This is a genomic window from Streptomyces sp. NPDC001508, from assembly GCF_040298665.1.
GTDB lineage: Bacteria > Actinomycetota > Actinomycetes > Streptomycetales > Streptomycetaceae > Streptomyces.
On the sequence record NZ_JBEPAP010000001.1, the window covers coordinates 71,830 to 86,582 of the forward strand.

A 14,753-nucleotide genomic window follows, 5' to 3' on the forward strand; every position below is an offset into this window, starting at 1 on the left:
GCTAGTCTTCCCCCATGAGTTGGCGGAGAGGGGTCCAATGAGGTCGCTGGAGAGTCCCGAGGGGGGCGAAGCGTCCCGGGACGACGGATACACTCCGGGTTATGTCCGCGCGGCCCGACAGATCCTGAGCTTGATCGAGCGCGACGGCCTGTCGCCCGGGGACCGGCTGCCTGCGGAGAACGAACTGGCGCGGACCCTCGGCTTCAGCCACACCGTCACCCGCGAGGCGGTGAAGGTGTTGTCGGCGGTCGGCAAGATCAGCGCGCAAAAGGGCCGGGGACTCTACGTCGCGAACGACCCCGTCATGTTCCACGACGTGGAGCCTCGCTACATCCCTTTGGACGTCGAGGACGTCACGGCGCTGTTCGAGTACCGGCGCCTGCTGGAGGCGGAGCTCGCCGAGTTCGCCGCGGCCCGGGCGACACCTTCGGAGATGCGCGCGATCAAGGAGGCACTCGACGCGTACTGGGCCGCCCTGGAGCGGAACGAGTTCACCGCGAACGCCGAGGCCGACGAGGCGTTCCATGCGGCGGTGGCCGACGCGGCGCACAACAAGTTCCTGCGCGCGTCCGCAGCGAATGTACGCGGCCTGGTCAGCCAGTCGGCGGCGATGGTGCTCCAGCACGTCATCGCGGGTCGGCACCATGACGCGGCGCGGGAACATCAGGCCATTTACGACGCGATCCAGCACGGCGACGGACCGGCCGCGCGTACCGCCGCCGTCGCTCACATCGACCGCACCCTGGTGGATGTCCGCAAGGAGATCCTGCGGCGGGTGTCCGGGCACCCCGCGGAGTGATTCCGCGGGGTGCCCGGTGCGCCGCGTTGCCGCACCCCTCATTGCAGCCGGACCGGACGGCAGTCAGCAGTCCGCTTCTTCCAGCGTGAGGTCAGGGAAGTTCAAGGTGGCACCGGTCAGTGCGCAGTGAACCTCCACCAGGGTCTGGCCATGCAGGTTCGCGGCCACGAGCCGTTCGAGCCGGTCTCCGAAGAAGGCAACGCCAGTCGGCGCGGAGAGGGTCAATCCGCTCCAGTCGGACACCAGCGGTTCCACTGTGGAGCCGTCCCAGACATACAGGGCATCGGGGCGATAGCAGCAGATCACAAGGCGGCCGTCGGCGGCGAAGGCGATGCCGTCGGGCACGGTCCTCGGTGTCTCGACAACAACCTCGCGAGCGCCGAGGCGGCCGCCGTCAAGGAGGGGAAACCTGCTGACACATGGAACCGACGATTCGGCGACGTAGAGGTGGCGGCCGTCCGGATCCAGGGCGATGCCGTTCGCGAAGCCACGGGCCTCGTCGCTCGCGACCCGGACCGCGCCCTGGGTGGTTCTCGCGAATATCAGGCTGTTGTTCGCGCCCCAGTCACCGGAGTCGGAGAAGAAGAGCGTTCCGTCTGCTGTGAACGTCGCCATGTTCGGTACTCGGACCTCGGTTTCGGCGAATCCGGTCGTGATGTCGTCCACGGTGCCTGATCGCGGGTCGACGCGCAGGACCGCGTGGCGGCCCATGTCGCAGACGTAGAGCCGGTCCGCCGCGTCGAAGGCCATGCCCAGCACAAAGCCTCCGGTGTCTGCGACCTTTCTGACCGTGCCGGACGACGGGTCGACCGCATATATCTGTCCGGCCTCTCCCCCGGCGGCGAGCCAACCCTGGCGGGACCACGCCACCGCTTCCGGGTGATCGAGTCCGGTGGCCAGTACGGACAGGTCTACAGTCATGTCCTTTCTACCTTTCCCCTTGACGGGCGCCGGCCTGTCGGAAGTCCGCGAGGAGGGCCGGGTCGGGTTCGTACCGGTAGCACCGCGCGGTAGCAGCCCCGTCGACGGCGATGCATTGACCGGAGAGGAAGGAACTCTCGTCCGACAAGAGGAAAGCGACGACCGAGGCGATCTCCGACGGCTCGCCCAGCCGGTCCAGCGGGTGCAACGCCGACATGTCCCGTTCCTCGCGTTCGGAGTCCCGGGAGCCGGCGATGACGTCACGGACCATCTCGGTACGGATCGCACCCGGAGCAATGGCGTTGGCGCGCACACCGATCGGCCCGTATTCGACGGCGATGTAGCGGGTCAATGCGTCGATGCCGCCCTTGACCATGTCGTACGCGGCCCAACCGTTGAAGGCCGCGCGTCCGTGGATCGATGACATGTTGACGATCGAGCCGTGCGCGCCCTGGTCGAGGAATGTCTGCACCGCGACACGTGAACCCCAGAAGTGGCTCATCATGTTGATGTCGACGACGGCCTGCACATCCGCCGCGTCGGCTCGGTGCAGCATGCCGCCCAACGCGACTCCGACGTTGTTCACCCAGCCGGCCAGTGGCGCAAGGCCCCGGGCCACTTGAGCCGCGTGCTGCAGCGCTTCGCGATCGCGGACATCCGCGGTCAGGATCTCTCCGCGGTCGCCGATCGCGGAAGAGGTCGCCGCGGCCTTGTCCGGGTTCGCTTCGACGCCGACCACTCGGTAACCGTCGTCGGCCAGGCGCTCGATGGTCGCTCGGCCGATTCCGGCGCCGCATCCGGTCACTACAGCGCTCTTGGTCATCGCTCGTCCTCGCGTTCGGTATCGCCGCGACCGATGCGGACCAAGTCTTCTGGCCGCGCGAAGCCGGGCTGTTTGTAGATGAACCATGACGTCGACAGCGGGCTGTCTTCGTCGTCGTCATAGAGCAGGGGGCGTAGGGGGTGGCCGTAGTCCTCTGCCGGCCAGTGTTCGAGGAACAGGCTGCAATGGGTGCAGTACCAGGGGACGCCGACCTTTCCCCAACTCCAGGGCTGCGGGGTGCGGTTGACGCCGGTTGTCGGCCAGGGCCTGCCATCGGTCTCCGGATCGCCGTAGCGGAGCATCCCACCGGTGCCACAGACCGCGAACTGCATCCGGTAGCGATCGCCGTCGTCGAAGACCTCGAACGCTCCGTCGCGCAACGGCCCGCCGAAGTGGGTTCGCATGCCCTCGCAGGAGAGTTGCAGCTTCTCCTCGGGGGTCAGGTCGTTCCACGAGCGGTAGCGGTCGCGCCAGATCGTTTCGTAGGCGCCGCGCATCGCCTCGATGGGTGTGTGTTCGCCTTCCCGTTCGTCGAGGGCCGTCAGCAGGTCTTGGATGAACCGCACGGTCTCGTCGTTGATCGTCTTGAACATGAGGCGAGTCCTGTCCAACGCCGCGCCCGCCTGGGCGACGTCGCCTTCCGCGACTGCGGTGACCGCCTCCGCGTGCAGCTTCCGGCCTACGGCGTGGAATGACTCCCACACGTGCTTGCCCGGGACCCGGAGCACGGTCTCCAGCTCAGGCACCTGCATGCGGCCCACGGTGTGCTCCAGCAACTGGCGGAGCCAACCGTTCAGCACACTCTCGAAGAGGATGGCGAATTCTTCTGCCATGTACTCGGCGAGGGCCACGGCTGCGTCCGGTTGGCCCTGCTTCAACGCCTCAAGGACGAGGCGTTGTGTGGGTGTCCCGAGCTGCCAGTACGGATCTTGCCGGATCCGGCGGCCGAAGGTCTCGGAATGCCTCAGCACGCGGATGTCGAGGGGGAAAGCCGGGTCGGGAGGAGTCATCGGTTCTCCGTAGGGTGTTACACGGCCCGGGAGGGCCGGGTGTGGCTGATCGGTTCTTGCCAGTCGTGGCTTGCCAGGAGTGGCCGCCCGGCTCTCCGGGGCGCCCTGGTCGCTGATCGAAATGCGCGGATCGGTCGCTGGTCACGGAGATGCCGACGGGGTGTTCCGCGGGCCGTCGGCAGGAGCAGCGGTCCGAGCAGAGACAGGTGATCAAAAAGCGGGCCGCAATCCGGGGCGGAATCGATGCGGGAAAGGCCCATCGCTGGGCGGCGGCGGGCGACGAGACCGACACGGCCTCGGCGCTGTGGCCGGCCCTGCTCACCGCCCACGGGCGGTAGGCCGTCCACGTTCCTGGCCGGAGCGTCGACCGCATGGCCGGCGCCTACCGCGGTGAGACCGGGACGGACGCCCATGCGGACAGCGCCGCCGCGATGGTCGGCTCGGGATCACCGACATGACGTCCGGGTTCCAGCTCGTCCACCGCGGTCCATATGCCCTCGGGACACATCTGCCGCAAGGTCTGGACAAAGTCCTCGCCGGTCTCGCGCGTACGCCGCGCCGCGTCGTAGACGAGTTCGTGCGCCCGGTCCCGGCCCAGCACAGGAGCGAGCCGCATCATATGTGCCTCGGCCATGACCAGCCCCGCGTCGGCCCGCAAGTTCTGACGCATCCGCTCCGGGAACACGCGCAGGCCCCGGGCGATCGAACCCGCGACCAGCAGACCCGAGCACGTCAGGGACACGAGCTGCGGCAACGCCTGCCACTCGACCTGCCACTCACCGGCCGACCGCTCATGCCCCGCCTCCATCGCGCGCAGCATCGCGACACTGAGGGCTTCGGCGCAGACCGCGAAGCCGATCACCGCTTCGGACTCGATGGGGTTGCGTTTTTGCGGCATCGTCGACGAGGCGCCCCGCAGGTAGCCGTCGGCCTCGGCCAGTTCGGCAATCTCCGTTCGGGACAGATCGACGACCTCCCGGGCGAATCGCGCGGTCGTCGCTGCCATGGCCGCGCACGTCGACGAGTACGCCGCGAGGCTGTCGCGGGCTACGTGCCAGGGGACGTCGACCGGACGCAGCCCGAGGCGGGCCGCGACGTTCTTCCGAAGCGCGGCAGCCGACTCCCCGTAGGCGGCTGATGTGCCGCCGGCGCCGAAGAGTGAAAGGACGCTGACGTCGCGGCCTGCTGACATCAGCCTGGCCCGGTGCCGGGTGATCTCGGCCAGATAGACCGCGAGTTTCGTCCCCAGGGTGGTGGGGACGGCCTGCTGCGCGTGAGTGCGTGCGGCGATCACCGTGGTCGCGTACCGCTGCGCGAGGGTCGCGATCTGGTCGCCGAGCTGCTGGAGCAGGGTCTCCAGCCGCGCGGTCGCCGCTGTCAGCTGCAGGGCGAGCCCGCTGTCCATGATGTCCTGCGTCGTGGCACCGAAGTGGACGCGTCCGCGGTGCTCCGGCGGCGTGGCGTTCTCGATCTGCCGGACCAGCGGCAGAATCGGATAGCCGACCGTCTGGGCCTCCGTCCACAACAGCCCGAGGTCCACATGCTCCAAGCGTGCAGCGTTCGCGATGGCCGTCGCTGTCTCGGGCTCGATGAGGCCGAGTTCGGCCTGTGCGGTCGCGAGGCTGATCTCGACGTCGAGCCACGATTGCACCAGTCGGCGCTCGGAGAAGATCTGCTCTGCTTCGGCGTCGCCGAACAAGCGGACCAGCATCTCGAATCTGGGCCCGTTCACCGTGGTCCACCTGCCTCGACGAACTCGATCCGGCCGGACCGGACGCCGGCGACGCGTCGGTCGTCGTGGAACAGCGTCGCTTCGAGGGTGGTGGCGATGGTTTGCCCGGGCGCGAGGATCAGCGGCTTACCGGTTTTGGCTGCCAACGCGTCGATTCCCTGGGCCGGTACGGATGTCGCCGGTTCGATGGCGAGGGTGTAGTGGCGGCCGAAGAACGGGAATGCGGATGTCGCCCGGGCCTCGGCCCAGTACCACGCGTGGGGGAAGACGTCGGTATCCCAGCTCAGTGCCACGCCGAGGCGCAGTCCCGGGTTGGTGATGGCGAAGTACCCGCTTTCGAAATCTGACAGATATGCCAGGTGGGCGATGCCCGAGTCCGGTCCGGGTGCTTCGTCGAGACTGAGTTGCCCGCCGTTCCTCGTCGTGGCCTTCGGCCATGGGTTCACCGACCCGGCGATGAGGGCGGTGCCCGGATTCTCGTCGTCGGCGACAACGGTCCGCGCGCCCGCGGACAGCAGGCATCCCGCGTCGAGGAAGGGCGCGCCGAACGCCGGGTGATGCACCCACATGAGTTCGAGGGGCGTCGCGCCTTCGTTCTGCACCGATTCGGTCACTCTGACAGTCGCTGCGGCTATCTCCAGCCGGCGTGTGACGAGCAGGGGAGCGCGCAGCAGCCGTACATACGCGTCAAGACGGGTATCGGTCTGGTCGGTGACGTTCCAACGCAGTTGGCTTGCCTCACCGTGGAAACCCCATTCCGCGCCGCCGCGCCGTCCGGGCGCTCCGCCGTTGGGCAGCAGGACCTGCCATCCCCCGACATACTGCGCCAGCCAGGCTTCGGCCGAGTCGGGCGCATGGACGCCCGGCTGCAGATCGCTGAGCTGTACCCGGGCCTTGGCCAGGACGTCGACACCTGTCGTGAGGTCGCAGAGCTCGTGGATGTCACAGCCCTTGCCCGTCAGGACGGTCACCCGCACATGCTCATTGTGAAGCGTCGCCGATGCGACCATGATTCCCCTCCATGTGAGCGACGGGCGCCAGGGCAAGTGGCGTGGCAAACTCCTTGCCCCGGCGCCGTGTTCGTACGTTCAGGAAGTGCGCATCACGCCGGGACGACGATGAGGCCGTCGACGGTCACATAGGTGCCGCCGGAGGTGCTGTCGTGCGAGCCCTTGACGACGATCTTGATGGTGTGCGGCCCTGGAATCAGGCCGCGCTTGCTGTACACCGCGTTCTGCCGGACAGTGCTGGCCGTGTACAGATCGACGGTCGAGTCGAGGACGCCGTCGATGTAGACGTCCGCTTCGCCACGGTTGTTGGAGGTCGAGGCCAGCCACTTGACCCCGGTGCCGTTGAACGTGTACTGACAGGAGTTTCCGCTGGTGTTCGCGTAGTGTTCGTCACCGAGATAGTTGCCGCTGAGTCCGGTGTTGACGGACCAGCCGCTGCCGCTGTAGGTCACGAGGTCGTCGTTGACATGGTTCGACGTGGCACCTATACCGTCCACGACGATGTAGTTTCCACCCGAGTCGGCGTTCTTGCTGCTGGACACCACGATCTTGATGGTGTGCTGGCCGCTGGACAGGCCACCCTTGTCGTATACGACGCTCTGCCTCACGGTGCCCGCCGTATACGTATCCACGGTCGCATCGAGTACGCCGTCGATGTAGACGTCGGCCTTACCTCTGTTGTTGGACGTGCTGGTCACCCATTTGACCTCAGTACCGTCGAATGTGTACTGGACCGAGTCTCCGGGCGTATCGGTGTAGGTCTCGTCGTCGTTCATGTCACCAGCGAGGGGGCCGGGGTTGTGGGCCCAGCTGCCGGTGTAGGTGAGCTGGGCGTCGGAGTCGTTCGCCCAGGTGTAGCCACCGTTCCCGTATGCCGAGGGGAAGTCCGGCAGTAGCCCGATGTTCTTGTGGTCCACCAGGCTGTCGTTGTATCCGGTCCCCCAGCTCACATTGGTCAGGGTCTCGTTGCTGTTCCCGTTGTTCAGGTACGCTCCGGTCTGCGCGTTCTTCACGTTGATGTTGCTGGCCTTCCAGTAGTTACTGGCGTTGTCGAAGTAGATCCCCCAGACCCCGATATTGGGTTGTACGCCCGATGGAGCCGTTTCGGACAGGCCTGAATTCACATTCCAGCGGGCGGTGTCGACCGTTGTCTGCTCGATGGTGTTGGCCTGGGCCTGGTAGACACTTCCGAAGAAGTAGAAGGCGCCGCAGTCAGCCGTGTCTTCGCACGCCGCATAGAGGTCGTTGTAGCCGAAGTAGTTGTTCGCGAAGTACTGCTGCGAAACCGGAATATCGGGTACCGTGCCTCCGCCGATCAGCCACCGAGCGCCATGGCTGATCTGGTTGTGGGACACCGTGTTCTTCCCGGTGAACAGCATGTAGATCCCCGCGGAGTACGACCCGTGCACACCCACGAAATCGATCTTGTTGTTCTCGATGACATGGCTGTTGTTGACGTCCGCGGTCGCCGGATCGCTCGGATCGTAACCGATCACGCTGATCCCGTTGACCCCGGACTGCTCGATCCAGTTCCCGTAGACCGTGTTGTTCTCATTGAACCGGTGCATGAAGATGCCAGTGAGACCCGCGTTCCGCAGATGGCAGTCCTCGATGGTGATGCGCTGGGTGTTGGTCAGGTAGATCATCGCGTCCGGCGCACGGACCAGGTTGCTGCCGGGCGCCGGGTCCTGATCGACGAAGTCGGAGTAGTCCAGTGAAAGGCCCTGTAGCGCCACGTCGTGCACGAGCGACGTCTGCGACGACCCGACGAACCGGAAGATGTCCTTCACCGTCGGCGCGATGATCGTCTGATCCTGGATCGGCGTGCTGCGCGGGTAGTAGTAGAGGTACCCGCCGGCCTGGTCGAGGTAGTACTCCCCGGGCGCGTCCAGCAGCGACAAGTCGCCCTGGACGAAGTAGCGGCCGCCCGGCGTGAGGCCGTAGGGCGTGTTCTGCGACAAGGTGATCAGGTGGTTCGCCGAGTCGACGCTGGACAGGGGAATCAGGTTCTCGTCCCAGTTGTAGTACCCGCCGGAGAAGATCTGCGCCTGCATGGTGGCGGGGTTCCACCCGGTCGGGTCCAGGTCACCGGTGTTGTACTTGAAGGTCGTGGTCGAGGTGTCGCTGTACGCGATGTTCTTGAGCCAAGGGCCCTGGCTCGTCGTGGTCACTCCGTAACTGCTGCTGACGTTGGGCGTCCTGGCCTTGACGGCGCGCCGGCCGTTCTCGAACAGGTCGTTGAACACCCGCCCGGCTCCGACATCGGCCCGGTAGATGTTGCCCGAGTACTGCGTCCATCCTGTGACCGCCCGACCGCCGAGGAACACGGCGCTGCCGACCGGGCCGTAGTTCTTGTAGCGGATCGTGTGGCCGTTCGTGCCCGAGTCCGACTCGTCGAAGGTGATCGGGGATGTGACCGTGTAGTTCCCGGGCATGATGTACACGATGATGTCGCCGGTCATGTTGCTGTTCACGGTGCGGACCACGCTCTGGGCGCCGGTCAGGCTACACGGGCTCGCCGATGAGCAGGTCGATCCCGATCCGGTCGGCGACACATAGTAGGTGGCCTGAACGCCGGCGTGCGCCGTGCTGGCGGCGAACGGCGGCATGTTGGGAATCCAGAACAGCGCCATCGCCGATAAGACAACGGCGATGGGTCTTACCTTTCTTCTGCCGGCAGCAAGGCTGCCGCGCCATGCGATGACCACTGGTCTGTCCTTTCGAGACATTCGACGAAGAACTGCCTTCAGGAATGGGAAAGTCATTGAGGTGAGATCACGAGTCGTTCAGTGGCCGCGAGCCAGGACGGTGGCGCCGCCGTTCACCGCGAGCACCTGCCCCGTGACGAAGCCGGAACTCGCCTCGTCGAGGAGATAAGCGACGGCAGCGGCGACATCGTCGGGGGTGCCGTAGCGCCCGATCGGAGTCAGCGCCTCGTAGAACTGCCTGAGAGTTTCAGGCTCCGGGGAACGCGCGATCATGTCATCGGTCATAGGGCCGGCGATGAGGCCGGGGGCGATGGCGTTGCAGCGGATGCCCCGGCCGACGTACTCGGCGGCGACTTGGCGTGTCAGGGCCTCGACGCCGCCCTTGCACATGGCGTAGGCCGCGAAGTTCCGCAGTCCGACGCCGGCCTGGATCGAGGAGATGTTGACGATCGCCCCGGCGCGCCGGTCCTCCGGCTGGTCCAGAAAGCGGCGTACGGCCTGCGCGCAGCCGTAGAAGACGCCGAAAAGGTCCACTTCGACACCCCGGCGCAGGTCCTCGTCCGCGAGGTCGGCCACTGTCCCGAGGATGTTGTAGCCCGCGCAGTTGACCCATCCGGCCAGCGGCGCCAGGCCGATGGCGGCCTGTGCGGCCTCGTGGTGGCTGTCCCGGCTCGCGACGTCACCGACCACCGGTATGTCGACATCGCCGAACGCCGGGGCGATGTCGATGCCGACGACCCGCCAGCCGTCCGCGCGCAGTCTCGCGGTGATGCCGGCACCGATGCCGCCGGCGGCGCCGGTGACGACGCAGCTTCGCTGGATGCTCATATCAGCTGCCCCCGCCTCGTGTCCGCGCGTTCAGGCCGTACACGGTCCAGCCGCCGTCCACCACGAGCGTCGTCCCGGTGATCCACGCGGCCCTGTCGGAGAGCAGGAAGGACACCGCGGCCGCGACATCGGCCGGTGTCCCCAGGCGCCCCATCGGCGTGCGGGATACGAGCGTGGCCTCGTCGACGACACCGTCGGCGATATTCCGATCGACCATCGCCGTGCGGACATAGCCCGGCGCGACCGCGTTCACCCGCAGCGCCGGCGCCCACTCGACTGCGAGACTGCGCACGAGCCCCTCGACTCCGGCCTTCGCCGCGCTGTACGCGGCCCGGCCGGCAAAGCCCTGATGCCCGGCGATGGAGGAGATGGCGACCAAGGACGCCTGCCCTTCGGCGTAGCGCGCCGCGAGCCGCAAAGTCTCAAAGACCGCATCGAGATCGACGCCCACGACCTTGTGCCAGAGCTGGGTGGAATACGTGTCGCTGTCGCCTGGTCGGCTGATACCGGCACAGGCCACCACGCCTTCCAGCCGGCCGTACTGACAAGCGGCCCGCCCTGCACGGTCGAGCAGGTCCGCGTCCTGCACATCGCCGTCGAGCAGGTGCAGACGATCCGAGACGACCTCTGCTGCGAACCGCGAGGTGTCCAGGTCGACTGCTACCACGCGGTGTCCCTCTTCGAGCAGCGCTTCGGCCACGGCACGTCCGATGCCGTCACCCGCGCCGGTGACTATTACGCTCATCTGGTCCTTCGCATTCCGGGCAGTGGCTGGTCATCAGGGTTGGCGGGTGTGCAACTCCTTGGCCGCGGACACGATCTGCTCCATGTCCGGCAGCAGGGCCTCTTGCAGCGTGGGAGCCGACGGCACCCGAACGTCCGGCAGGCCGATGCGCCGGACGGGCGCCCTCAACGTGTCGAAGTGATGCTCGGCCAGTCGAGCGCCGATCTCGGCCCCGAAGCCGCCGGTGACATTGGCCTCGTGGACGATGAGGACCTTGCCGCTGCCGAGGTTGGCCACGATCTGGTCCTCGTCGAGCGGGGTGAGCCAGCGCAGGTCGAGGACGGATGCGAAGATGCCCTGCTCGGCCAGCCGTTCCGCGGCGGCCAGACATGTGTGGGTCATCCGGCCCCATGTGATGACGAGCAAGTCCCCGCCGTGGCGGTGCAATCGGGCGCCCCCGACCGGCTCCACCGGGGCCTCGGTGTCGACGGGTGCGCTGAGCTGGTACAGCGCCCGCGACTCGATGATCACCACGGGGTCCGGGTCGGCGATGGCGGCGCGGATCATCGCGTAGGCGTCCTGGGGGTTCGACGGCATTCCGACCTTGATGCCGGGGATGTGCGCCAGCAGCGCCTCCATGCTCTGCGAATGCTGGGCGCACGAGCCCGGCGTGATGCCCTGCTGCATGCGGATCACCATCGGGGCCGAGACGGTTCCGCGGGCGACGTATCGGACGTTCGCCGCCTGGTTGACGATCTGGTCGAACGCGACGAACAGGAAATCCGTCCACATGATCTCCACGACGGGTCGCAGACCCTGGACACTCGCCCCCACCGCGGCCCCGAGGATCGCGGACTCGGAGATGGGTGTGTCGAAGACCCGCTCGCCGAAACGTTTGCGGAGGTTGCGGGTCACGCCGAACGTTCCGCCGGGGATCGCGATGTCCTCACCGAACAGCACGACCTCGGGGCGTTCGCTCAGTTCGGTGTCCAGCGCCCGGTTCACCGCCAGCCCATAGCGCAGGGCCTTGGCGTCCGCATTGAACGGCGTCGGGACCGGCGGCCGCGCGGGAGCGTATACGTGGTCTCGCGCACCGGCGGGGTCGGGCAGCGGACCCGCCAGAGCGAGCTGCTCGCGCCGCCGAAGGTCGGTTTCGACGTCGGCTTCCACCGCTTCGAGCGCCGCAGCATCGACAGCGCCTTCGGCGAGCAGCCGGTCCCGAAGCCGGGCGATGGGGTCACGCGTGGCGTGGGTGGCACGGTCGTCCGGGGTCCGGTAGTGCTCGACGTCGCCGTTGTAGTGTCCGAGGATCCGCGGCACGCGGACCTCCAGGAAGGACGGACCGCCGCCGGAACGGGCGTGCTGGACCGCGGTCTGCGCGGCGTGGAACACAGCCGCCACGTCACTGCCGTCGACGATCTGTGTCGGCAGGCCGTAGCCGGCGGCACGGTCGGCCAGCTGAGCGTTCGGTACCGTGACGGTGATCGGCGTCATCTCCGACCACTGATTGTTCTCGCACACGAAGACGACCGGCAGCCTGCGCGCGATGGCGAACACCAGGGCTTCGTGGGACGCGCCCTGATTCGTGGCGCCGTCGCCGAACGAGACGACCGCCACCGCGTTCTCGCCGGCCGCGCTCAGCGCCATCGCGACGCCTCCTGCGACGGGCAGTCCCGCCCCTACGATGCTGTTCTCGCCGATGAAGCCGTGCTCCGGCGAGCTGAGATACGGGGATCCGCCGCGGCCGCCGTTGGTACCGGTTTCCCGGCCCAGGCACTCGGCGAGCAGGGATTCGGCCGGTACTCCGACAGCGAGCGCCCAGCCGTGGCCGCGGTAGGTCGACAGGACCTTGTCTCTGTCGTCGAGGGCGGCCACGACGCCGACCGGGGCGCTCTCCTGCCCCACACACACGTGGACCGAGCCGCTGATCGCCTCTTCGCGCCGCAACGCGAGGATCCGTTCTTCGACCCGGCGGATCCGCAGCATCGCCCGATACATCGCCTTCGCGTCATGTCCGCGGACGACTTCGATCCCGGCTGTCGCCGTCGAGACGCTCACGTCCGTCATGTCTGCGTTCTCCTTCGCTGAGGGCATCGTTCACGTGGTCCGAAAACCATCGGCCGGACGCGTCACATAGCCCTGGGCCGAGCAGAACGCCGCCGGCAGGGTGATCCGACGCCAGGCCGAGCGGCCGGCCTTGTCCATGGGTTGGGCCGCCGTCTAGAGGAGTGCGAGCGGATTGACCGGGGATCCGCTGCCACCGATGATCGGCAGCGGTGCCGTGACAAGCATGAACTCGTAGGTGTTGCGCTCCTGACAAACATCCGCCAGCTCGTCGAGCTTCGCTCCGTCGATGACTGCCATACCGAGCCTCCAGATCACCGAGTGCACGGGCAGCGTCCTGGGCTGTCCGTCGGCGCGCGTGATCTCGTTCTGGTCCCAGAGCAGAGCAGTGCACTCTCGTGCGCTCAGGAAGTCCACGCATGACGGATCGAGACCCGGGGCGCTGTGCCCGGGGCGACCGGCGGCAACCCATGCTTCGCGTCCGCAATGGACCGCCACCGCATCGCCGACTGTGACGTCCACCTGCTGCTTGCGCGCGATCTCGTCCAGCTCGTTCCCGGTCACCGGCGCGCTGGATTCCACATAGTCGACGCCGCGGTGCCGGACGACGTCCAGGAGAACGCCCCGCGTGACGATGCCCTCGCGCCAAGCGTCGATGGCGCCCCAGGACAACCCATCGGCTTGGATCATTCTGTCGGGGTCTTTGCCGCCCCACATCCCGCCGGAGTCCCAGATGTGTCCGAGGGAGTCGATGTGGGTGATCTCGTCGCCGTGATATTCGAGCTGAAGGCACTCCGTCGCCGCGCCGAGGAACCCGTCGTCCATCTCGATACGCCGCAGGGAGTCATGCCCCTTTGTCACGTCGCCCAGCTTCAGGGGGCGCGCCAGCGAAACGACACGACCCTGTTTGACGAGCCCCGCGGCTTTTCGACGTCGTTCGTCGGTTATGTGGTTGAGTGCACCGACTTCGTCGTCGGCGCCCCAACGTCCCCAGTTCTGGCTCACGTTCCTCACCCTTGCTCCGCGTAGGGCTGCAACTCGCAGGGGTAGTCGAGTCCCTGGGGCAGCGCTATGCCGACTGATCGCGGCGCGTGCACCAGACCTTCGCTGTCCACTTCACGCGGCCGGACGACGTCCAGGCTCGTCACCAAAGACTCGAAGTAGGTGGTGTTGGGAATCGCCATGCACAGATGACGGCTCGCCATGCCTCCGCCGTGGACTTCCGCCCGCACCCGGAACGCATCGGCAAGGTGCGCCGTACGCATCGCGCCGGTGAACCCTCCTCGGAGTTCCGCGCTCGTTCGGACGCCGAAGGTCGCGGAGCCGGCCGCGATGAAGTCGGCGGAGTTCATGTGCGCACCGTCGGATGTTTCGGCCACCAACAGCGGCACGCCGACGGATCTGGCGAGTTGCTTGTACGCCGACACACTGAATTCACGCATCGGCTCCTCGTACCAGAGGTATCCGGCGTCGGCCAGTGCCCGGCCGAGATAGACGGCGTCAGGCAGATCGAAACCGGCTGAACCGTCATACATCAGCGGAACGGAGTCACCGACGTGGCTGCGCAATTTCTGGCACAGTTCCGCATCCGCCTGTGCGTCCCCCCAGGCGTGAAGCTTGATCGCGGTCAGGCCGAGTTCCAAGGACTGCGTCGCCACATCGAGATACTCCGAGACCGAGCCGAACGTCGAAGTCGACGCGTAGGCCGGAATGCTCTCCCGGAACCCGCCGATCACCTGCCAGGTGGGCAGCTGGGAGAATCGGCCGGCGAGATCCCACAGTGCCGTATCGACAACTCCGAGCAGGGGCAGCGGCAGCTCCTCGATGCGGTCCAGCTCCCAGATCTCGTGCCACAAAAGTTCCCGCTGCAGCGGATCCTTGCCGACGAGAAGATCCCGCAGGAGGCGATCGACCAGGTCCTGCAGTACCACACCCGAGCCCGGTCGGCCGGTGATGGCAACGCCCTCGACACCGGCGTCCGTGCCCACCCGCAGCACACCTACCGTGCTGTCAGGCGGGCTCCCGAGCAATCCCCGGCGCCAGGAAAAGGGTGGAGAGACCGCCGGCACGAGTATCTGAAAGCACTCCACATGGGTAATACGCAACGCCCACTCCTCGTCCAGCTGATGGCGCG

12 protein-coding genes and 1 pseudogene are annotated in these 14,753 nt (G+C 67.0%); 2 read left to right on the forward strand and 11 right to left on the reverse strand.

The features are described 5' to 3' along the window. The first annotated feature begins 37 nt into the window (after nucleotides 1-37). Entirely contained in the window at nucleotides 38-799 is a 762-nt protein-coding gene (locus ABT245_RS00280) for a FadR/GntR family transcriptional regulator (RefSeq protein WP_351727187.1), read from the forward strand. Between the two features lie 63 nt (nucleotides 800-862). On the opposite strand, the gene ABT245_RS00285 is transcribed toward ABT245_RS00280, so the two are convergent. Genes ABT245_RS00285 through ABT245_RS00295 form a run of 3 tightly spaced genes read right to left on the reverse strand, consistent with a single transcriptional unit; the run spans nucleotide 863 to nucleotide 3,394 of the window. Further along, nucleotides 863-1,720 carry an SMP-30/gluconolactonase/LRE family protein gene (locus ABT245_RS00285; RefSeq protein WP_351727188.1) on the reverse strand — a complete coding sequence of 286 codons (858 nt, stop codon included), beginning with the start codon at nucleotides 1,718-1,720 and terminating at the stop codon, nucleotides 863-865. 7 nt (nucleotides 1,721-1,727) lie between these two features. After that, nucleotides 1,728-2,543 (reverse strand): SDR family NAD(P)-dependent oxidoreductase, encoded by an 816-nt coding sequence (locus ABT245_RS00290; protein WP_351727190.1) that lies wholly within the window; start codon nucleotides 2,541-2,543, stop codon nucleotides 1,728-1,730. After that, a complete protein-coding gene (locus tag ABT245_RS00295) occupies nucleotides 2,540-3,394 on the reverse strand; it encodes a hypothetical protein (RefSeq protein ID WP_351727191.1) in 855 nt (284 codons plus the stop codon). The genes ABT245_RS00290 and ABT245_RS00295 overlap by 4 nt, the downstream gene beginning before the upstream one ends. 365 nt (nucleotides 3,395-3,759) lie before the next feature. Here ABT245_RS00295 and ABT245_RS00300 point away from each other — a divergent pair. Then, nucleotides 3,760-3,963: pseudogene (locus ABT245_RS00300) on the forward strand (IS110 family transposase); the annotation flags it as partial. On the opposite strand, the gene ABT245_RS00305 reads toward ABT245_RS00300, so the two are convergent. From ABT245_RS00305 to ABT245_RS00340, 8 genes are all read right to left on the reverse strand, one after another. Beyond that, nucleotides 3,936-5,264: a class-II fumarase/aspartase family protein gene (locus ABT245_RS00305; protein WP_351727747.1), complete on the reverse strand. Its 1,329-nt coding sequence runs from the start codon at nucleotides 5,262-5,264 to the stop codon at nucleotides 3,936-3,938. The pseudogene ABT245_RS00300 and the gene ABT245_RS00305 overlap by 28 nt on opposite strands. 17 nt (nucleotides 5,265-5,281) lie before the next feature. Next, nucleotides 5,282-6,295, reverse strand: a complete 1,014-nt coding sequence (locus ABT245_RS00310; RefSeq protein ID WP_351727192.1) for a DUF4432 family protein — start codon at nucleotides 6,293-6,295, stop codon at nucleotides 5,282-5,284. 92 nt (nucleotides 6,296-6,387) lie between these two features. Next, nucleotides 6,388-8,928: a right-handed parallel beta-helix repeat-containing protein gene (locus ABT245_RS00315; protein WP_351727194.1), complete on the reverse strand. Its 2,541-nt coding sequence runs from the start codon at nucleotides 8,926-8,928 to the stop codon at nucleotides 6,388-6,390. A 153-nt stretch (nucleotides 8,929-9,081) separates the two neighbouring features. Then, the gene (locus ABT245_RS00320; protein ID WP_351727195.1) at nucleotides 9,082-9,831 is read right to left on the reverse strand and encodes an SDR family NAD(P)-dependent oxidoreductase; all 750 of its coding nucleotides are present in this window, start codon (nucleotides 9,829-9,831) and stop codon (nucleotides 9,082-9,084) included. Between the two features lies 1 nt (nucleotide 9,832). Further along, nucleotides 9,833-10,576 carry an SDR family NAD(P)-dependent oxidoreductase gene (locus ABT245_RS00325; protein ID WP_351727196.1) on the reverse strand — a complete coding sequence of 248 codons (744 nt, stop codon included), beginning with the start codon at nucleotides 10,574-10,576 and terminating at the stop codon, nucleotides 9,833-9,835. Between the two features lie 33 nt (nucleotides 10,577-10,609). Further along, on the reverse strand, nucleotides 10,610-12,622 hold the full coding sequence (locus ABT245_RS00330; protein ID WP_351727197.1) for an alpha-ketoacid dehydrogenase subunit alpha/beta: 2,013 nt from the start codon (nucleotides 12,620-12,622) through the stop codon (nucleotides 10,610-10,612). Nucleotides 12,623-12,775: 153 nt separating this feature from the next. Continuing rightward, nucleotides 12,776-13,624, reverse strand: a complete 849-nt coding sequence (locus tag ABT245_RS00335; protein WP_351727199.1) for a cyclase family protein — start codon at nucleotides 13,622-13,624, stop codon at nucleotides 12,776-12,778. Nucleotides 13,625-13,629: 5 nt separating this feature from the next. Then, nucleotides 13,630-14,724 (reverse strand): enolase C-terminal domain-like protein, encoded by a 1,095-nt coding sequence (locus tag ABT245_RS00340; protein ID WP_351727200.1) that lies wholly within the window; start codon nucleotides 14,722-14,724, stop codon nucleotides 13,630-13,632. Nucleotides 14,725-14,753: the final 29 nt, after the last annotated feature.